19 protein-coding genes are annotated in these 20,737 nt (G+C 44.8%); all 19 read right to left on the reverse strand.

Annotation, left to right across the window (positions count from 1 at the left end; translation table 11 throughout):
* Positions 1 to 519: 519 nt before the first annotated feature.
* The 19 genes from ACESTK_RS13640 to ACESTK_RS13730 all read right to left on the reverse strand — a co-directional run bounded on the left by ACESTK_RS13640 (position 520) and on the right by ACESTK_RS13730 (position 20,726).
* Positions 520 to 1,107 (reverse strand): SOS response-associated peptidase, encoded by a 588-nt coding sequence (locus ACESTK_RS13640; RefSeq protein WP_118580718.1) that lies wholly within the window; start codon positions 1,105 to 1,107, stop codon positions 520 to 522.
* 1 nt (position 1,108) lies between these two features.
* Positions 1,109 to 1,816 carry a hypothetical protein gene (locus ACESTK_RS13645; protein ID WP_226818148.1) on the reverse strand — a complete coding sequence of 236 codons (708 nt, stop codon included), beginning with the start codon at positions 1,814 to 1,816 and terminating at the stop codon, positions 1,109 to 1,111.
* A 90-nt stretch (positions 1,817 to 1,906) separates the two neighbouring features.
* Entirely contained in the window at positions 1,907 to 2,458 is a 552-nt protein-coding gene (locus tag ACESTK_RS13650; RefSeq protein WP_270414446.1) for a flavin reductase, read from the reverse strand.
* 107 nt (positions 2,459 to 2,565) lie between these two features.
* On the reverse strand, positions 2,566 to 2,724 hold the full coding sequence (locus ACESTK_RS13655; protein WP_373119998.1) for a hypothetical protein: 159 nt from the start codon (positions 2,722 to 2,724) through the stop codon (positions 2,566 to 2,568).
* Positions 2,725 to 2,777: 53 nt separating this feature from the next.
* The gene (locus tag ACESTK_RS13660) at positions 2,778 to 3,092 is read right to left on the reverse strand and encodes a type II toxin-antitoxin system RelE/ParE family toxin (protein ID WP_302265834.1); all 315 of its coding nucleotides are present in this window, start codon (positions 3,090 to 3,092) and stop codon (positions 2,778 to 2,780) included.
* On the reverse strand, positions 3,082 to 3,342 hold the full coding sequence (locus ACESTK_RS13665) for a type II toxin-antitoxin system Phd/YefM family antitoxin (RefSeq protein WP_118580705.1): 261 nt from the start codon (positions 3,340 to 3,342) through the stop codon (positions 3,082 to 3,084). Before ACESTK_RS13665 ends, ACESTK_RS13660 begins: the two co-directional genes overlap by 11 nt.
* A gap of 83 nt (positions 3,343 to 3,425) precedes the next feature.
* Complete coding sequence (locus ACESTK_RS13670; RefSeq protein ID WP_118580702.1) at positions 3,426 to 3,677, reverse strand: hypothetical protein; 252 nt, start codon at positions 3,675 to 3,677, stop codon at positions 3,426 to 3,428.
* Between the two features lie 70 nt (positions 3,678 to 3,747).
* Positions 3,748 to 4,263 carry a hypothetical protein gene (locus ACESTK_RS13675; protein ID WP_118580699.1) on the reverse strand — a complete coding sequence of 172 codons (516 nt, stop codon included), beginning with the start codon at positions 4,261 to 4,263 and terminating at the stop codon, positions 3,748 to 3,750.
* Positions 4,264 to 4,350: 87 nt separating this feature from the next.
* Positions 4,351 to 5,421 carry a DUF4179 domain-containing protein gene (locus ACESTK_RS13680; protein WP_118580696.1) on the reverse strand — a complete coding sequence of 357 codons (1,071 nt, stop codon included), beginning with the start codon at positions 5,419 to 5,421 and terminating at the stop codon, positions 4,351 to 4,353.
* Positions 5,411 to 5,974 carry an RNA polymerase sigma factor gene (locus ACESTK_RS13685; RefSeq protein ID WP_118580693.1) on the reverse strand — a complete coding sequence of 188 codons (564 nt, stop codon included), beginning with the start codon at positions 5,972 to 5,974 and terminating at the stop codon, positions 5,411 to 5,413. The genes ACESTK_RS13680 and ACESTK_RS13685 overlap by 11 nt, the downstream gene beginning before the upstream one ends.
* 138 nt (positions 5,975 to 6,112) lie before the next feature.
* Entirely contained in the window at positions 6,113 to 6,397 is a 285-nt protein-coding gene (locus ACESTK_RS13690; RefSeq protein WP_147422319.1) for a hypothetical protein, read from the reverse strand.
* Between the two features lie 846 nt (positions 6,398 to 7,243).
* Positions 7,244 to 7,987, reverse strand: a complete 744-nt coding sequence (locus ACESTK_RS13695) for a sugar phosphate isomerase/epimerase (protein ID WP_187564942.1) — start codon at positions 7,985 to 7,987, stop codon at positions 7,244 to 7,246.
* A gap of 92 nt (positions 7,988 to 8,079) precedes the next feature.
* Entirely contained in the window at positions 8,080 to 12,054 is a 3,975-nt protein-coding gene (locus ACESTK_RS13700; RefSeq protein ID WP_204454509.1) for a cadherin-like beta sandwich domain-containing protein, read from the reverse strand.
* Positions 12,055 to 12,078: 24 nt separating this feature from the next.
* Entirely contained in the window at positions 12,079 to 13,920 is a 1,842-nt protein-coding gene (locus ACESTK_RS13705; RefSeq protein ID WP_204454511.1) for a hypothetical protein, read from the reverse strand.
* On the reverse strand, positions 13,921 to 15,318 hold the full coding sequence (locus ACESTK_RS13710) for a DUF4430 domain-containing protein (protein ID WP_204454513.1): 1,398 nt from the start codon (positions 15,316 to 15,318) through the stop codon (positions 13,921 to 13,923).
* 18 nt (positions 15,319 to 15,336) lie between these two features.
* Positions 15,337 to 17,670: a transglutaminase-like domain-containing protein gene (locus ACESTK_RS13715; RefSeq protein ID WP_204454515.1), complete on the reverse strand. Its 2,334-nt coding sequence runs from the start codon at positions 17,668 to 17,670 to the stop codon at positions 15,337 to 15,339.
* The gene (locus ACESTK_RS13720; protein ID WP_373120001.1) at positions 17,595 to 18,761 is read right to left on the reverse strand and encodes a DUF58 domain-containing protein; all 1,167 of its coding nucleotides are present in this window, start codon (positions 18,759 to 18,761) and stop codon (positions 17,595 to 17,597) included. The genes ACESTK_RS13715 and ACESTK_RS13720 overlap by 76 nt, the downstream gene beginning before the upstream one ends.
* On the reverse strand, positions 18,758 to 19,696 hold the full coding sequence (locus ACESTK_RS13725) for an AAA family ATPase (RefSeq protein WP_373120003.1): 939 nt from the start codon (positions 19,694 to 19,696) through the stop codon (positions 18,758 to 18,760). Before ACESTK_RS13725 ends, ACESTK_RS13720 begins: the two co-directional genes overlap by 4 nt.
* 52 nt (positions 19,697 to 19,748) lie before the next feature.
* A complete protein-coding gene (locus ACESTK_RS13730) occupies positions 19,749 to 20,726 on the reverse strand; it encodes a prenyltransferase/squalene oxidase repeat-containing protein (RefSeq protein WP_373120005.1) in 978 nt (325 codons plus the stop codon).
* Positions 20,727 to 20,737 lie beyond the last annotated feature (11 nt).

The following is a 20,737-nucleotide window of genomic DNA, read 5'->3' on the forward strand; positions in this document are numbered from 1 at the left end:
GTTTCCTCATAGCAGTTACCCGCTACTTTGTAGATATTAGACTCAACTGACGGAACAGCAGGTCTTACACCTTACGGTAAGACAATAAATGTAGTGACTTTCAAGTCACACAAAACAATTTGCGTCACTGTGTAAGATGGTACGTTCCACACTTCCCGCCTCTTTTCTCGAACGTTTGTTCTTTTTTGTTTATTATATCTACTCCAAGGCAGAATGTAAAGTGGTAATCTTCTCCAAAATCCCTTTAGCCCCGAATATCGGGACAAAACCTATTAAACAACACCTGTTAATTTCTTTTTTCGCTCCGATCGTTACGAATACATAGAAAAAGGCTACTATGCCAGGTTGGTTTTAGGATAATCAAACTTGTTGAGGGTCTCTCTTCGTGAGGGGCAAACTTGAGGGTTTTTATAGTGAAACCCTCACGAAAGACCCTCAACAAGTTTGGCAAACCCTCAAGAACTTTGATTATCCTGGTTTTATCGCATAGCAGCCACTTTTAAAATCGTATTTTCTTATTTAAAATAACCTCTGCTGTTCATAGGGGACATACCGTTCCAGCAGAGCCGGTGTCTGGGATAGAATTTCTTTTGCACATTTTTCATCCCATAGCCAGGGGATAATCTGGTCTTTTTCCAGAATCAGGGGCATCCGATCGTGAACAGGGCTCATGGAAGCATTCGCTGCAGTGGTCAAAATCACAAACCGATCTTCCTTACCAAACCGATCATAAAATCCAGCCAAATAAAGAGGGGTTCTATCCTTCCGGTAAAATGTATTTTTTTCTTTTAACCTACTCCATTCATAAAATCCGGCAGCAGGAATCACGGTCCGGTGATAATGGATTCCATTTTGAAACATTCTTTTTTCTGTCACCGATTCCACCCGGGCATTAAAAATGACGCCTTTATTCTGCCATTCAGGATACCCCCAGGCTTTTTTACACAACTGTAGTTTTTTATGAGCGGGGCTTACAATTACAGGTGCAGCTTCTGTGGGATGAATGTCGCCAGTTATCAGTTCTCGCCCAAAAGATACCTCTACTTCAGATACAATTTTCTGGATATCCAAATAAGTTTCCTCATCCATATAATACCTGCCGCACATTTTATTCTGCCTCCAGAGCGTTTTCCCGAACAAATACTATAAGATCACTCATTTCCCCAACTCCACTTGTTTTCGTTTGAATATCTCTACACACAACCAGATCTGGTGAATAGGCAATTACTTCCAGTCCCATAATTTCATTCTCATCCAGGCAGAGAATGGTATTCTCGATCAGTTCATAATCGTAGGCCTTCTGATTCTCAATCAATATAAATTTGTCTTCAGACAAATACAAATCTGATTCCGCCTCAATCACATACGCCCGGTCCGACTGTTCCCCATTCATAAACAGAAATCCACCATAAGAATCGTCAACCAAACTATAGTAAAAAATAAAATCATTTGATTTCAGGACTTGAAACTGATCAATTTTTTCATCCTCTATTTCTTCTGATTCATAAGATCCATCTGGATGAATGCAAAGATCGTTGTTTTTTCCATTCTGGAAGATCGTAATATGGCAGTCCCCATTCGAATCAAAATCTGCCGCATTAAAATCTTCTACCTCTGCTGCCAGCCAATGCCCTTTTAGATCCTCACTGGTAAGCTGTATTCCATCCATCTTAGGTTTCTCTAAGATGGAATCTCTTTCTAAGTTAAATTTCGCTGGCACTTCACCAACAGATGTATTATCGGCAGCATAAAGTGTCACTGGTGAAACCAAAAGCAACATGGCAGCAGTTACTGGCATTAATATTTTCTTTAGCATCTTTTCTCCCTCTCAACCTGTACCTATCGTCTTTTAGTAACCGTTTTCCCATTTCCTTATATAAAAAATGGCAACTTCATAAATGTCTCATTATTCAACATGATTTTCTTCTTTTTTCCTTACATCTATGATTTCACCCACAAATACATAATGCGGCTGCCATCCACCCTTAAAATCCGGATAGACTTCTGGTTTTGCCGCATAATATTCCTGGATTTCCGGGGCTAAATCTTCCCGTGAGAACTGGTGCTGATACAGCTTCTTGCAAAGAAATGTACACTCTGCTTCCTCAAACGTGACACCCTGTCCCATTTTTACAGGTGTAAAACCTACTGCTTCTATTTTATTTTCATCCCGTCCGGAGTGTGATCCAAGATATCCCAATGCCTTACGGCTGGTTTCCGGATAAAAACTGACAGTAAAAATATCACTTTCTTTTAATACCTCACTTGTGTAACGGGCTGGATGGACATATACGGTTACCGTAGACCTACTGTTCCCAGCTGTCCCCCAGATATTCCCAAGGCTTCCCCAGCTTACCGTACAACAGTTATAATGCTGTATATTCCCAGCTGTCACAAGCGCCCATTTCTTATCAAATAATTCAAATACTTTGTATTCTTCCCTTTTATAATCCTGCATAACAGCCCTCCGGTTCTGTCTATTTTATGAAGATTTGTTTCTCTTACTATTAGAATATCAATCTACCAATAATGGCGCAAGGCTTTCTTGCAATTTTTCGGACGAAATCATATTACTTCTTTCACTGCCATACAAACCAGAGTAGTTGCCTTCATAAGTTTCCCATCAATTCCATCCGGTTTACATGTATTCTGGAAAAAATTCATAACGTGCTTACTCTGATGTTCCACCAAAAAGGGAAGTGCTGTCTCTTCAACACTTCCCAAAATTTGCTATATATTCCAATACGAATCAGTTTTTTTCACGAAACATGTTTTCTTTATGACAATTTATTCCCGTAATCCTCCAGTTGATGAAATATCCCCATAATATATACCTCCAAATCAACTACTTTGACAATCATCAAGTAGGACATATCCGTAAGAATAACTTCCCTGTATTTTAAGGATTTTAGATATGCGTCCCGACATTCTGGAAATTGATATGGGTTCTCTTCCAGGCAATCATATGCTTTTTCTATACATGCCAGTAAATGTTCTGCCGCTATATTATTCCCCAGCCGATATACAAGATAATATAGGCATTCATCTAATTGTTCTTCCGCACGCTCTGTAACAATTAGTTTATAAACCATATTTCCCCCTCATTGCGCTAAGCGATTCTCTGGCATCTTTTACGCTTCCCTCTTTAATCTGCCTTTCGGAAGTTTCCAGCGCCTGATACATTCTTAGCTTCTTCATGGCTCTTTCATAATTTTCAATACTCATAATCACCATATCGCCATATCCATTCTTGGTTATATAAACTGGTTCCTCACTTCTATGGCAAAGTTCGGATATCTCCGCTGTGTTTTTCAAGTCTTTAATCGGAATAATCTGTGGCATATAAGGCACCTCCTTTGATGGGATTATCATACCATAATTATGTCATTTCGGCAATGGCTGATAGAAAAATATATCATACAAGTTTACGGATTCTCACAAATCATTCCATATCTGTTATCTCCAAATTCTCTCTTATTCACCAGCTTTACTCCAAGATGGCAGTATTTATCACATTTCAGTTTCTCATCTGTTTCAACCACTTCACGGATAAATGTTAAAATACTTTTTAATGGATATTTGGAATCCAGCGTGGTAATTGCAATGTAGCCTTCGTGTTTTTCCGAAGTTGCATAAAGCATTCTTATCATAAAAGAAAAAAAGATGGCTAACGACAACCATCTTTCTCTCCGTTATATGTTTCATTATATTTCTATAGCAACGAAACAAAATTTATTTTCTCCTGCATCAACTAATAGTGACCGCTCCGTTTGCGGCACACTTAATTGAAAATGTTCCTCCAGCACCTTTTCCAGTTTTTATGTGCTGGCAATAAAAATATCCAAGCGCAACATCACCTGCTTTTGAAGCATCTTTTGTAATCACCTTATAAACATTAGGTACAAGAATCTTGCAGTCAGGAGTTGCATTTGTGCACTCTGCCTTTTTTCCATTATATCTAAAAGTAGCCTTCAAAATATATTTTACAAACACCGTATTCGTATTTTTATCTTTTACCCGGTAAGTCTTTGTGGCTGATGTGGTTTTCCATCCAGCTCTTGCAAGAGACGGAATTTTTTCTTCATAAGACTCAATTTCAATCACCGTATCTTCATCAAGATCAATGTATTCCCTTTTCAGTAAAACAGCATTTTCCTTATTTTCATATGGCTTGATTTCAGTATCTGCCTTTACCGTCACCATACTACCAAGGGAAATAATCATGGTTAATAATACACACAACAAACTTTTCATTTTTCTCATAAAGAGCCTCCTTTGTAATTATCCTATTTTTAAATCGAGAAATGGATTCTTTTCTCCCCTCCTTCCCATTTCCACTACATTTCCGATTTAATTTTGTAAATCGACGGTAATACCATCTCCAACTGGAACCGCCAAGTCTTCCGGTGCCTGGTCTTCATCATATACCGTTCCTATTTCTTCTATGTAAGTATCTTCCGATTCTTTCTGCTCATAGGAAACCGTTTTTCCTGTAGTTCCTGAATAGTGATAGAGCTGTAGCGTTAACTGTTTTGCATGATCCAAAATTCCCAAATCTTGTAATTCAAAAATTAGATTCGGTTTATCATAGGAAGTGAGATTAAAAACATATTCATTTCCTAAATCGTCCTTCCCGCGAAGCCAAAATTCGTCGTCCTCCGTCATATCGGAATATGATCCAGAAATGGTACATCCGAAAATATTATATTTCATTTCTGAAATCAAAAACGTCTGATCCTTCTCAATTGGGATAGACACTTGAATGTCAATTTCTTTTGTGTCTGCCTGCAGTGCTTCTGGATCTGCTGTAAATGAAAAACTATATACATCCCTTTCTTCAACCTGCTCATTTTGATTTTGGAAGGTTCCTATTTGAATTTCAAATTTCTGGGAATGATCAGCTCTACTTCGATTAAATTTCGCTGCAAAGTATTTGGAAGTCACTTTTTCTGATCCGCTACTGTTATCAAGCGAATATTGATTTTCTAACGCTAATGACTCGCCATCAACTGCGACCTGAATGCTGCTCATGGAAATGTCATTTTCGCCATTTTCATCAGTCAGAGAATATGCAATCCAAAGGCTTTTTGCATCCGCTGCAACTTCCTCTAACGAAACCGCAATTCCATTTTTTTCGATTGTCTTTTGAATTGTTTTCACATATTCATCTGTTTCCTTCTCAATTCCCAAAATCCGGCCAATAAGAGAAGTCATTTTATACCAGGCTGCTTTTACCTCATTCTGATGTGTAAGTCCACCACCAATAGCAGCCACTAATATGATACAGGCTGCTGCAACCCGTATGTAGCGCTTGACTCTTACGATTTTATTTTCTTTCCACGGTTTCGCCGCCTGATAAATGTATTTCTCATCTATATCCTCAAATGCCGTTAAAAAATCCCATCCTTTATTATCCCTCATAGCCAGCCTCCTTTAATAAACCATAAAGTTTTTTCCTGCTACGAGCCAAAACTGACTTGATCTTACTTTCCCCACAGGCATGTCGGTCTGCTATCGCTTTTACAGGATCCATATACCAGTAGCGTCTAATAAAAATATCCCGGTCACGTTCCGAAAGCGTTGATAAAAAGTGGTCAAATAATTTTACAAGTTCTTTCTTTTTTAAATAAATTTCAATATCAGAAGAAATTGCACTTCCAATTTTTTCCACTTCCCCAGCAATATCTTCCATATGTGAATCCACCCGTTTCTGCGCATTTCTTTTCCGATAACGGTCGATTGCTGTATTTCTTGTTATTTTTGAAACAAAGGAAGACAAAATAGATGGTCTTCTTGGAGGAATGCTGTTCCAGGTAAAAAGCCATGTATCATTTACACACTCTTCAGAATCCTCCCTGCTGTATAAAATATTGTGTGCAACTATATAACACATATTTTGATATTTATTTTTGGTCTCTACAATTGCATTTTCATCTCTGGCAAAATACAAATTAATGATCTGTGCATCATCCATCCTAAGCTATCCTCCTTTTTCACCTTATATCACGTATTTTATTTTAATTGGTCGCATGAAAAATGTAATTTTTTTATTTTTTTTGCAGAAAAGGAAATGAAATATATTTCGTTCCTAATTCCTTTTCTGCATTTCCATTTACTGGTCAATTACTTCTGTCATATAAGCTCCCTGACCATCTACCGCAGTAACTATTTCTTTTCCGTCTTCTGTTTCAATAATCTGCCCCACTGATACCTGATCCTGTGGTCCGCTGGTGCTTAAATCCGGATCTTCGTCAAATGTGGCCAGCGGGTACATTACCCTCTCTCCATTTGCATTGAAAAATTCATGTAATTCAACTCCAGAACTGGCAGCCACTGAAGCTGTTCCAATCAGCATACACGCTGCCGCTCCAATCCAAAACTTTTTTCGTTTCATCATGCTGCTCCTTTCTCTTAACCGTGATTATTTTTTATATCCACAAATACTACAGGTCTTCTTCAAAAACGGATAACTATGTTTACTGTAATATGTCCATGGAGTGTAAGTTTTTATCCCCCTACGATGGCATTTATTACATTTGTTTGAGATAATCAGCCGTTCTTTGTAACAGATTCCAGCTGTTCCAACTGTTCGAAAATCTGTCTTTTTACCAACAGCTTCTAAATATCTCGCCGGATGTTCACATGGCGCATTTGTCGCATAGGAAGAAATCGCTTCAATTGGTTCTGTTACAAAAGATCCATCTTCATTTACTCTGACAATTCTTTCCTTAGCACCAGTTTCTGTTACATAAATGTTTCCACTGGAAATTACTTCCTACGCTTCATTTTCCGCACCCATTACAGAGATACCCTGCCCTGCCATATTTCCCATAATTGTAACACTTGTCATAATAATTGCCATCCACTTTTTTAATCCACTCATCCTTTTTACCTCGTTTTCTTAAATTTTTCCCTATAAGTTGTAAATAAAAATTTTTAGAGCCCTCCCTTCAAAGTTTCGTTATTCCTTTTTCACTATATATCACGTAAAATTTCGGTATCCGTTGCATCCTTGCTAAAAATAATTTATTTTATTCTCAAAACCTCCAGCCCTAATTTGGCACACAAACAGGATCCGTTTATAATCTGTGTCTTGGCGTTTTATAAGTAGCCGTAAATCAAAAGCCCCCCGGCAGCATAGTTCCAAAGATCCATACTATCGGGGGCTTATCCCTCATCTCATCATAATTTCCATATTCTCCTGACGATATAAAGCAATTTATCAATAGTGCTGTTCCACAACTTATTTTTCAGCCAGGCTGTCAAGGCATCTTTTTATATCTTCTTTTTGCATGCACTCAATGGTCCAGGTGCGTTCTTTTGTTTCTGGCAGATAGCCAAGCACTTCCTGCCAGGGAAGGTTTCCGCTTCCAAGTCCGATGTGGGAATCCCGGTCTCCGCAGTTGTCGTGGATATGGACATGGCTTACATAGGGAGCCAGATTTTTCGCCCACTCCCTGACATCCAGGGAAGAATAACAGTGTGCGTGCCCGATGTCCAGGCACAGCTTAAAGTTCGGCTGGTTCACCCTCTCATAAACATCCAAAAGGAGCCTCCAGTCATCATCAAATACATTTTCTAAAACAATTTCTATTTCTGTTTTGTTCTTCATAAATTCCTGCCAGAATTTGGCGACATGCTCCGCCCAGTATTCTTTGTAATAAACATACGGGTTCATGCCAGAGTGAAAGACAATCTTCTTAGCTCCAAGTTGAAGCCCCGCCTCATAGCACTGGTTGAATCTTGTCATGGTGGCTTCCCGCACCAGGCTGTCGTATGCACAGGGGTTCACATCCAGAAATGGGCCATGAAGAATCAGATCCCTGGTCCCTATCTCTTTCATCTTCTCCCAGTACGTTTTGATTGAATTCGAAAGCTGATCCAGGTTATCCGAAATGGAAAAATCAATGCTTTCGATCCCGGTTCCGTACTCTTTTACCAATGCTTTCATGTCAACATCTAAAACTAAATGGCTAATATATATCATTTTTTCCTCACTTTTTTACGAAGCTACTCCTGCCTCTTTTAAATGGCAGAACAGGCAGAAGCCCCGCAAGGCCTTGCTGCCTGTTCCACTTTTTATTTTACTGTGATCTTAATTTTTTTCGATTTGGAACCTGATTTTACCGTAATGGTGGCAGTTCCTTTTTTCTTGGCTTTTATCACACCCTTTTTCGTAACGGTTGCCACCTTCTTATTGGAAGTGGTATAGGTTACCTTCTGCAGGGAGGTGATCGGGCTGATGACTGGCTTTAAGGTCAGCTTCTTGCCTTTTTTCAAGGTTGCCTTAGACGCAATGCCTGTGATCTTGGTTGTCTTCACCGCCGTCTTTTGAACAGTCACATTAATCACCTGTTTTTTACCGCTCGCCAGGGTGATGGTGACTTTTGCTTTTCCAGCCTTTAAGCCTTTTATGGTACCTTTTCTGGTCACTGTTACGATCTTTTTATTGCTGGTAGTCCAGCTCTTGATGGAATCCCCATTTGCCAGACCGGTTACCTTCACTTTTGTGGTAGACTGTTTTACCTTCAGCTTAATGCTAGAGGCCGTTACCTTGATGGTGGAGGTAAGTTTACTTCCCACTGTACGGGTTTCCGTTTTTCCCTTGTTGCTGGTGCGCTTCTGGGTTTCCGGGGCAAATACGGTTGCCCCCGATACGGTTGTCCAGGGGCCAAATACCTCCGGGACTTCCGTTGGTGTCGGAGTCGGCGGAACGGGTGTCGGGGTAGCTGGAACCGGAGTTACAGTTGGTGTCGGGGATGGAGTATCGGTACGCTGTACCACAATCGTATAATCCGTTGTCTTTCCAGACTTTGTGGTTACGGTAACTTTTACCTCTGCTTCCGCATCTGGATTGGTCTTATCAAAATACATGGCAATTCTGTGTGCTGCGCCACTTCCAGTTACTTTTCCAAGTACCGTTACCTTGCTGGTACCGCGGATTCCCACAGCGGTGACGGATGCGCTGCTGTCTGCCGGTTCTGCAAAGATATTTAAAAACTCCCTGCTCTCTTTATAGATTGCCCGGTAGCTGGTTGTCACGCTGCTAAATTCCGGGGACAATGAAATCCGGTTTGCCGTATTGGAGTAGGTATTGCTGGTGCTAAGCGTCATGTTCGCCAAAACCGGCGTAGAAATATCCTGGGAAATGTGGAAGGTATATTCCCGGCTCTTTCCCTGGCCGCTTACGGTTACCTTTATATCTGTGGAGCCGCTGCTTACATCCGCCACAAAGCTTCCTGCATACGCCTGTCCATTTACGGTTATGGTACAGCCTTCCGGTGCTTTCAAAGCAAAGGTTACCTTGCTGGCATTCTCCGCTACCGTTAAGTTATATTTTAAGGTATCCTTTCGGAAGGCAGAAGGCCAGGTCACTTTTCCAGTATCTGCCGTGGCTGTCACGCTGTTTAAATAGGCCCCGTTGGTTTCCAGAGCCATCAAGTAATTGGAATCATTTTTGTAATAAAGGGTGCCTTCCCGGTCTGCGCAGATGGTACTGATACAGTATTCCTGCTGGTCACTTGCCGGACGGAAAAGCTCTACGGCTGTTCCGGAAGTCTGTCCCGGTTCATCGGATAACATATAAATACCGCCTGGTTTTGCATTGTAGGTAAAGTACAGATAGACTCTTCCATCTGCCTGTCCATCTCCATTATAATCCTGGTTTTCGTAGGCCGTGGACAGAAGAGGCGCTGCCTGGGGATAGCCTGGAATGGATACGTTGTATGCCAGGGAAATCCCGGAAGCGGTTTCATTTAAGACTGCAAAATGGTGACCACCATCGGAATTGAACTGGCCACCGTTTCCGCAGACACCTACATAGATCCTTCCCTTATAAACAACCGGGGAAGCGGTTGCCATGCCGCCAAGGTTATAGCTGCTGGTGCTTCCAAAGGTGCCGTCTGCATTCATCTGCACACGGTACAGATACCCGCCTTTGGTGGTGAAATATACATAACCATTGTTATAAACAATAGTGGAACGGATATCCCCATGGCTTGTCATCTTGTCCAGGAGCAGTCCGGTGTGAGTGTTCACAGAATATAAAATGGCGGAATTGGTATCTGTTCCTTCTGAAGAACCGTCGTCGGAACCAAATACCAGGTAATCGGATGAGGCATAGGAACCAGCCCAGTAAAAGCCGCCCTTATGGTTGTATTTCCAGGTGCAGTGTTTAATTTCTGTTCCTGTGAATGGATCCTCGTCTGTAACAGACAGACAGAAATAAGAGCCTGCTGTAGTCTCGGAGTTCCAGGTTCCCGTGTAAATATATCCATCCTTATACGTGATCGGGGAAAGTGTCTGACCACCCAGGGACTCACTGATCCATAAGGACTTTAAGGAAGTGGCACTGACTGCCTGGATCTGACCGCCTCCGATCTGTGCAAACAGCATTCCCTCTGCATAGGTAAGGGGAATCATGGCATACTGCATGTTTCCAGAGAGCTGTTCGCTGGTCTGAAGGATTTCCCCTGTGTTTTTATCCAGCTTATAGATAAACTGTCCAGACGCTACATAAACTGCTCCGCCCAGGATCAGTGGTGGTGTGATGGCAGCCTCCCAGCCCACTCCGATCCTTGTGTTCCATTTTAACAGGGTGGAATCCGCACTGGTCGGGGTACTGCTTCCGGTAATGCCGTTATTCGTATCACTATTTCGGAAATTGATCCAGTCATTGTCCGTGATCTCCGGCTGCGTGGCATCCTGTTTTACCAGTTCTGCGGTAATATCGGAAACCTCGCCTCCGGTAAAGCTGCCCTGTTTAGAAATATAGCCATACTTGGAGATGTTCCAGGTATAAGCTTCTCCCTGGAGGATATTCTCATAAATCATCAGGGAATCGGCGGAAGGGGTAAGGCGCTCACCATCCTTGTCATATACGCTGATGACCGCATCCTCCGGGGTTACCTGGAAACTTACTTTGTCACTTGTGCTTTTATGCACCAGGATGGTGTAGGTTCCTGTGGAGGTATAAGTCTTTTCTGCCAGGGCAGGATCCGCATAGGTGTTTGCCTCTGACATGGAGAGTGTCACTTTGGTATCACCGGTGTCTGCCAGTGGAACGCTCACAGCCGTATCTGTAGAAGAAAACGGAACCTCTTTTACTTCGCCTGTGGTTACATTTTCACTGGAAATGGCAAGCTGATACCAGTTACTGGAAAATGCCTTTGGAACCACCTGTAAAGAAGCAGTCGAAACCACTACCGTTGTCTCGTAGTCCCTTGTAGTTCCTGTGGTATCAAATTTGGGAAGGATATTTTTTGCCAGGTCTTTGTCGTCCGGCAGGTAGGCCTTGAGATCGGAAAGGTCAAGACGGCGTTCTACCAGGATCTGGTAAACCTGTTTGTCACCTTCTGTTCCTGCGGTAATGGTATAAAGTGCTCTTTTTGAGCCATTCCCTCCTGAGGAAAAGACAGAGGCACTCACGTTGTAACGTGTCCCGTCTTTATAGGCGCTTGTGGATAATTCCAGGTTCTGTTTCTGTCCATCCAGCCCGGTGGTTTCCAGCTGAATGGCGGAACCATCTGGCGCATTTCCAGCCAGATCTGCTGTGATCCAAAAAGATGCGGAATCCATGTTGGAACCATACTCTGCTACATAAACCTTGCCGCCAAACTCTGCGTCAAGGTCGGCAGAACGCTTCAGGGCTACGGTGGATACTCCGCTCTGACTGGTGTATAAAGTCAGGTTCTGAAGGTAGCCGCCCTCATCCTGCATATCGGATTCCAAAAGAGTCGTGGGATCCGCTTCGCCTTCAAACCCATCCTGGGAATCCGGTGCCACAAAATCCTCTTCCCCTGAAAAGTCCTCTTCTGCTTCCCCGGAGGTAAACCCGGTAAATTCAGAAACACTTGCAAATGAATCCTCACTTTGTCCGCCATCTGGGTTTTCTTCAGGTTCTTCTAAACTGCCTTCAAAAGACTCTGCCTCGTCTGTAAAAAATCCATCCTCTTCTGCGGCATAAGCCGTGTTTACCGCATACACCGGAAGATTTCCAGCTAACAGGGCCGCAGACAAAAGTCCGGTCAGCCATTTTTTCATTGTTGGTTTCATTCAGTTCTCCCTTCTTTTCTTTGCTTACGCCGTTATTTTTGGCTTTTTATTGTTTCTCTTTTTAAACCGTTTCTTCGCCGTTACAAAAAAGACGGCAAAACCAGTTTCCAATACTGCAATCACCAGAAGAAATTTTGTTGCAAGACTTGCTTTTTTGATTCCTCTTGTTACACTTCCCGCAAAAGATTCCTCCTGAGCCTGGTTCTTTCCAGTTGTATTTGTAACTGTGGTTTTGGTTTCTTCTGTAAAACGGTCTGATACCTCACTTTTTTCTTCCACCACCGGGGAAGGAGTGACTTTTTCCACCACCTTTTCCCCTGCTATGGTATAGCCAGGCTTTAAATCTTTTGCATATTTTTTCCTAGTTCGCTCTGTCCACTTCGGGGATTCTATCTTTTGGGTATCAGCTGTCTTGATATTTCCAAACAAAGAAGTCTGTTTCTCCCCCTGGAGCTTTAAGGATGCCTTGATCTCCCTAGTGGTTTTCTCGCCCTCTTTACCGCCTGCTTTGGATCCCTCCACCAGTTTTAGATTAGATAAGGAGCCCTGGCCGCTTTGTCCTGGGATAGCCGCCTGGGACTTATTTCCGCCATGGTCGGAGCCATGCACCAGGTTTCCAGGGGTACCGGCTATTTTTATATCCGGGATCCGCATGACTAAAGAATCGCTTACATTCCCAGCTGCATCTTTTACCACGATCACCAGATCTTTTTCCCCGGAGGATAATCCAGTCAGGGTAATGGTATTGGTTCCGGCTAATACTTCTGTTCCTTCCCCACCTGTATCCAAGGAGGGTACCTTTTCCCCTGCCTCAATCACCTGGTAATAACAGGTTCCTTTTTCAGAGGTCTTATAGACAGCGGAAGCAGTATCTGTGGAGATACGGCTGGCACTGATTTTTTTTAGTACCGGAGCTGTCGTATCGGTAAGTTTCAGGGTAATATAATAGTCCCTGGTTGTTCCATCCTCTGCCGTTACTTCCAGGCGGACCTTCGCCACTTTTTCCTGGTCGGCAAAAAAGATCTTCCAGTAAGGGCGGTCTTTGTTGTCTTTCGTTCCCGTGATGGTCTCATCTTTTTCTACCGTTCCTGCCTTGATGCCGCTGATGGCATAAACCTTAACAGAAGCTTTTTCATCCTCCACTTCTGGCCAGATGTTCAGGCTCTGCCGTTCGCCATCGTAGGAAGCCTCAAATTTTTCCTTATCCGGTGCCAGGTCCGGGCTTAATTTTAAGATCCCTTTTCCGTACTTATCAGAACTGGAAACATACAAGCCCTTTAAGGCTGTGTTGCTGCTAAGAAGGGTGATGGTATATTCCGTCACCGCAGGATCTGCCGTGATCTTCTGGTAGAATTCCTGGTACCCTTCTTTACGGACATAAAGTTCATACGCCTGTCCCTGTAAAAGAGAATACCGTCCATTTTCTTCTGCAGAAACCGGGTTTCCCTCTGCATCCAGTATCACCCCACTGGCATCTCCCGGCTCAATTTGAAGTCCCACGCTCACCAAAGCCGGGGTTGGAGTCGCAGTCGGCTGTGGAATCTCGGTTGGAGCCGGAGTTTCTGTTGGTGCCGTAGTTGGCTCCGGAACCGGTGTTGCAGTCGGCTCTTGTGGAGTCTCAGTTGGAGCTGGTGCCTGTGTAGGCTCTGGCTCCACGGTCGGCTGTGGTGCCACAGTGGGCTCTGGCTCCATGGTCGGCTGTGGTTCCTCACTTGGAGCAGGCTCCGGCTGTTCCGGTTCCGAAGGCTCTTCTGGTCCTCCTTCTTCGCTTTGTATCATCACTTCTTGCTGTGCATATATCTCATAAGGGACACTTCCAGCAATCAGAGCTGCCGTTAAGGTTCCCATTACTAATCTTTTTTTCATTTACCAGTCCCCCCATGTCTCGCCGTTTACCCCGCCGCCTACATCGGCACCGGAATAAAGAGAAAATCGAAGTCTTACCTCATCCCCGTCCGCTGGGAAATAGGAAGACATTCCAACACTCATGTATTCACCGTTCACAGAATACAGCCAGCCGGAGTCCATGGTAAAATCAAACTCTCCAAGCCAGTTGGAATCGTGGTCGGATAACTGACAGTTCACTTCCTGCAAGTGCGCCATCAGGTCATCCGGAATAGCTGCATTTGCGGAAATGCCGCCCCTTCCGATTGCTTTTAAGTAAAAGCCGCTGGTGGCATCCCCATTGTTGCGCCAATCAAAACCTGTATTTTGTAATAGCCGCAGCAGAACCGAAGATAACTGTTCTCCCTGGTAATATTCGATGGACGTTGCCGGAAGAATGGTTCCAAGTCCTACCGTACCCGCTTCAATGCTGATGGTGATAGAGCCTGCCACCTGTGGTCCTGCATCTTCGCCCTTATATAAGGTAAACGCAGGAAGTGTGGTGGTATATCCCTCTTCATCGGTTGCCTTGATTTCTATGGTGTTGGCACCCTCTGCCAGTTCCAGGCGATAAGCCAAAATGCCTTCCGCCGGCTGTCCCTGACAGCTCAGCTGCTGTCCGTTTCCAGTTACAGAAACAGACGCTGCACCCAGGCTGTTTCCATAGTGATCGGTTGCCTGGATGTAAAAGGTACGATAAGAAGCATTGACTGTCTCCCCATCGGTGAGGTCTGTAGCGATCTTCGGGTAGTTATCTTCTACCGGTTCCTCTGGACTTTCCGTAGGGGCAGGTGTCGCAGTGATCTGCGGCTCTTCCGGTGCCGGGGTAACGGGTGGCAGATCCTCATCCGGAGTCTGCGCTCCGTCCTGGTTCCGGTTATCATCAGTATCTGGGGTTTCTGAGGGCTGCTCGGAATTGTCGGGATCATCCTGGTTATCATATTCTATCTTATTGCTTTGATTCTCTTGATTTTGGTCAGTATTGTTATTATTTTCTGGCGGCGTTTCTGTCACAGTTGCCTGTGGGGTGGGCGTTACGCTTTCCTCCGGCTTAGGCGTTGGTGTCACCGTCTGGGGTACCGGTTCCTTTGTCGGCTCCGGTGTGATCGTAGGAGTCGGTGTCTCTTCCGGAAGAAGCTGTGCCTGTTCCTGTTGCTCTTCCGCTTCCTCGCCGTTTCCATCTGTCTTAGATCCTGCATAGGCAAAACCGGTTCCCAGATACCCTTTTAAGGAGCTGTCTGCACTGATTCCCTGCACCGGGTTTGGTACTGCCTCGGACTCACTTTTTAATACGCCCTGTGCAAAAACGACAGCAGCCAGAAAAAGCACTGCCACAGGAATGAGCGCTGCCAGTATTTTTCTTTTCTTTTTTTCTTTCATAAACAGCCTCCTTTCCTGTCAATAAAGTCTTTCAATGTATTTCATGATCCATCTGTCATACCAGCTTGCAGATGCTTTTAATTCCTTTTTTAAATGCCGGATACAGCTTGCCGTATCATGGCGTTCGGAGGCCGATACCGGATGGGGGCTAAACGCTGCCTTTTGTCCAATCTTTCTTACTCTTTCATAGAGTAATGTGGTCTCATCTGAATACTGTGTGCCATGCTCGTATAACGCTCTGGCATAACCAGCCATCGCCCGGACTGCCAGTTTGGTGTCCTGGGAGGTAAAGCACTTTCTTCTCTTTCGGTTCGTAAACGCTCTTAAGAATATCACCGTCAGGATAAACAGAAACATAAACGTATCAAATACGATCAAAAACAGAAGAAGGAATTTTTCGATTCCAAACAATGCCAGCTTCAGGCTGAAATTGGTACGGATGTTCTCTTCCACTGGAGGCTGTGATTCTGTCTCCGGGATCGAAGCCGCCAGTTTTCCTTTGGCTTCCAGACCGGTTTTTAAGTTGGCTTCCTCCATGACCCCGTAATAGGAAGGTGTCATTTCAAGAGGGATCCAGCCAAGCCCGTCCACATAGATCTCCGTCCAGGCATGTCCGTTGGTGCCTGGGATTTCAATGGTGTCCCCAGCCTGTTTTCCTTTTATATCCTGTGGGGTAATTAAGTACCCTTCTACATAACGTGCCGGAATGCCATAGTAGCGGAACATCAGAGCCGCTACTGTCGCAAAATGAACACTGTGTCCGATCTTGGAGGTGGTTAAAAAATTCTCTATAAAATCCCCGTCTTCTGAAAATACATCGGTCTGGGAGCTGTAGGTCATGTTCTTTTCCAGATAGGAACGAATCCTGGTGATGGCCGTATAGTAATCGGTATGTCCCTCGTCACGGTTTCCGCCGTCTCCAAGTTCCTTTTGAAACAGGGTTTTTAAGGACGCTGGAAGAGCGGTATCTTTCTGATAAACAAAGGTATTGTAATAACTCTCCTGGCTTCGGTAGGAACTGACGGCATCCGCGCCGCCATCCCCTGCATTATTTCCAGCGGTCAATGTCTGATAGACCTTTGCCCCAAGGGTGGTAAAATCACTTACCAGATTTCCAAGGGAGGAAATGCGGTAGGTTCTTTCTCCAAACAGTCCTCTGGCGTACAGGGTGCTGTCCGCCTGGGCGTTTTCGCCTGTGTAGCCGTCTGGCAGACCTGAGAGCTCATACGGGGTATAAAGGTATTTACTGCTTGCCGTTTTATTATTTATCGAAATGATTCCTTTTTCACTGGAGAGGGAATCGTCCTGGATCAGATTTCTTGCATTTAGAAGCTGGGTTTCTCCATAAAAGCCCTCCTGGTGAAGCCAGTAATACAAGTCTTTTTCTTCATAGGCCTCTTCCGTGGAAATCTCCGTCCAGGAAGAGCCGTCATAAACGCTTCCCACAAAACCACGCAGATACAAAGAAGCCGGGTGCTCCATGGTAATTTCAAGTGCCGTATCCGATGACGCACTCCAGGCTCCGGTCTGCTTTAACTTTCCATCTGGAAGGGAATTTGCCCCCTGCCCTTTGTAGCGGAGCCTGGAAAGTCCACTTAATGCCTCTTCTTTGGCATTTGCCACAAGCTGGGAGTCCTGGTACTCATTCTTTGGCACCAGGCTTTGAAGAAACATGCCCCCGAAAACGGAGACCAGAAGAAGACCAAATGCCCCGGCAATAAAAGCGGCCACGTCGGCAGCGTTACCTAAGTTTCCCCCTTTATTTTTCGTCATGTAGTTTAATTCTAACAGGGTTCCAGCGTAAAAGCCAAGACAAAGCCTGGTATCTGGAAGCAGTTCTGTTTTTACCAGAACCACCGGAAGGACTGCCGCAAAAAGAAGGAGCAGCACATACCACCGAAGCTTCAGGATTAAGAAGCCAAACAGCCCACAGGCAATGCCAAGGAAAATAAGAACTGCCAGCTCCCCATTTGCTTTTCCAGAATCCTTCAGCTGGTAGATGGTAAGGTAGATCCCTGCTTTTTTCCCAAGAACTTCTGCAAGCTGGTTCCAGAGTGAAAGAAATCCGTTTAAAAGCATGCCAGAGAACGCAAACAGGCAGATCCCGGCAGCTGCACTTAACGAGAAAACCGCAGCAACCAAATGTTCCCGAAGCCTGAAAAGAACGGCACAGAGAAGGGCGGTCACAGTGACGCTCACCAAAAAAGGAATCCCATTCACAGACGGAATCAGGGTATGCAAAAGCGCAAAGGTACCAACGCCATTTACCAGAAAAATCAGGAAACTTTCCAGCAGGATACCGGGCAGGTATCTTCTATGTTTTTCTTCTTGTCTTGTGATCCATACTTCCATGTGATGGTTTCTCCTTTATCTGCTGTGGTTCCACAGCTTACAACGGTTACCTCGCCCCGGGTTCGAAGCCTTCTAAGGTCTTCTTCCTCTGGTGCGCCCGTAATATAAATATAATTTGCAAATCTTTGTTGTCCCGGAGTGTGAAGATATTCTGTGATGGTGCAGGGCTTTTCCCCCTCCCCTCCGTGGCGGAGGAATAAATAGAGAATAGTTTCATAATCCTCGCGGGTGCGTATTTTTTCAATGTAAAAATGTCCGGTGCTGTGGTCAAACACGCCTGCCTGACAGGAAATGCCCTGTTCCATAAAACTATTTAAAACTGTGGCAAACACTTCACCAAGCGTCTGTGCTACGGCTGGAGCTTTTTCCTTTAAATAGGGCTCTGCCAGGATCAGGACCGTATCATCCACCGGGAAACTTCTCTGGCGGATCATCATTTTATCTAACTTGCCGGTCAACTTCCAGTGGATCTGACGAATGCTGTCCCCCTCCTGGTATTCCCGGATATCAAAGGTCTCCCCCGGATCATCCCCAGGACGGGCTCCCGAATAGCGGAAGCTCTCCATGTCAAAGCCCTCTTTTGTGAGAAACTGAAAATCTTCCTTTTGCTCACAGGGCATCACCACCGTACAAGCGGACAGCCCCGCCTTCCTCTTTTGCCCTGCCAGACCAAAGAAATCATAGGAGCGCCAGGTGTGTAAGGTGGCGTAAATACAACCGCACCACTGGCTTTTTCCCTGGAAGTCAATGGCTTTTTTCCCTCTTCCTTTAAGGGAAAACGAAAACGGAAGCTCCATCTGCTCCCCAGTAAAATGATTTTCCAGATGCAGGCTGCCTTTTCCAAGAAATACCGGAAGGACAGACTCATTTGCAATCTGAAGCTTTCCTTTCCAGATCCCATCCTGTTCCGCAGCTTTGGGGAGCTTTAGCTTCATAGTGATCTTTTTTCCGCAAAAGAAACCAAGCAGCAAAAACGCCACTACCGCAAGGGCGGACAAAAGCAAAAGGACGGCATATACCCAGACTCCGGTAAAAACCGCAGCCAGGGCAAGCAATATGAACCATATAAGTAGTAAAATCCTGTTTTTCATGCTCCCTCTACCTTCGGTGCCGATGTATCTTTTAAAATTTCTTCCAGAATGTCCTTCGCACTCTGCTCCTGGTATCTGGCTCTTGAATCCAGGATCATACGGTGTGCGGTTACATCTGTGAATACTTTTTTTACATCTTCCGGGATCACATAATCCCGTTCTTCCATGAAGGCTGCCGCCTTTGTCATACGGCATAAAGCCAGGGTTCCACGGGGGCTAAGACCAAGTGTGATCATCGGATGGTTTCTGGTTGCCTCTGCAAGGGTTGCAATATAGTTCAGGATGGAATCTGCCATATATACTTTTTGTACCTGATCCTGAAGCATAACAACTTCTTCTTTAGTAATAACAGCTTTCGCGTTCTCCAACGGATTTTTTGTCTGCCGGTCCCGAAGCAGCTCTACCAGGTTTTCGTGATCCGGGTAGCCCATGGAAAGGCTTATCATAAATCGGTCTAACTGGGATTCCGGCAGCATCTGGGTTCCGGAAGAGCCGGTAGGGTTCTCTGTAGCAATGACTACAAAGGGCTGCGGAACCGGATGTGTCTCGTTATCTACCGTTACCTTTCCCTCTTCCATGACTTCCAGAAGGGCTGCCTGGGTTTTGCTGGAGGTACGGTTGATCTCGTCCGCCAGAAGCATGTTGCACATCACCGCGCCTGGGCGGTAGATGAATCTGCCCGTCTGTTTTTCGTACATGGTAAATCCGGTTACATCGGAAGGAACTACATCCGGCGTAAACTGGATCCGGTTAAAATCCATTCCCATAAGACGGCAAAGTGCCAAAGCTGTGGTTGTCTTTCCAACACCAGGAACGTCTTCCAAAAGCACATGTCCTCTTGCCAGCACTGCCATGATAATCTTATCCGTAACTTCTTTTTTTCCTTTTATAATGGTTCCAAGCTCCTTCTGAAGCTGTGTGATCTTATCTGCCATTTCTTTCCTCCTGCCCTTTTTACTGGCTGATCCAGGTTCTTTTTCTTATGTGTCAATTGGTATCGCTCATATCATAAAAACTGGTTTTGCAATTTAAAAACCGGCTGTATGCCGCCATTGCACAAAACGCCTGGTCGGTAGCCATGGGATCGCTGTCCCCGTCTAATAGATGGGAAAAGCTTCCATCTTTTTTATAATACTCCATCAGGTTGTCGTAAAGCCCTTTTTCCTTTTTCCGGAAACGTGCATCCTTGTTACAGTCGATTCCATACGTGCTAAGCGCAAGGATTACCTGGGAAACGGACTCGGAGCTTTTATCCCCATACGCCTCATAACCGCCATCCTCTGCCTGCGCATCCGCTAAAAATTCCACGCCACGGTCAATGATGGCACTGATTTCTTCCTCTGTGGCATAGGGCTCTAAGCACTGTAAGGTCATGGCAGTCAGATCCACATCTGCGGTATCGGAACTGTCATCTAAGGAAAATCCACCGGATGGCTTTTCCTGTCCCACAATGTAGGTCAGATACTTTTGTTCCAGTTCCCCGTCTACGTCCGAGCGGTCCGCATTTAAGGCAAGAAGGGCATACACGGCTCCATTTAACCCCTGCGCGGTTACAGCCTCAAAATCTTCCAGGGACTTTATAAGGTCATACCCTCCAATATCGGAAGGATCGATCCCGATGGCCTTACAAGCCAGGACAGCCCTTGCATACTCGGTATAGCGGTTTTCACTTAATACCCCTTCCTGCTCCTTGACGCGCTTTTCTAAGTTTGCCCTGTATTTTTCGTAATAGCCGTCCTCTGCCGCTTTCCCGGAGCGTGCCAGTGCGATCACCGTCCACTCTCCGCCGAGGGAATCGGAAGCTGGGGCGGGAATACTTGTCTGTTCATAGGAAGCAGTTTTCTTTAATGCTTCCTCTAAGGACGGTGTCCCACCACCGCAGCCAGATAACAGGCTGATGGCTGCTGCCGCCGCCAGAATTCCGGCAAGATAGCATCCAGTCCTTTTCTTTTTGGGATTTAACATTTTTCGTTTCT

Source organism: Ruminococcus sp. Marseille-P328 (assembly GCF_964249465.1).
GTDB lineage: Bacteria > Bacillota > Clostridia > Lachnospirales > Lachnospiraceae > Blautia_A > Blautia_A faecis.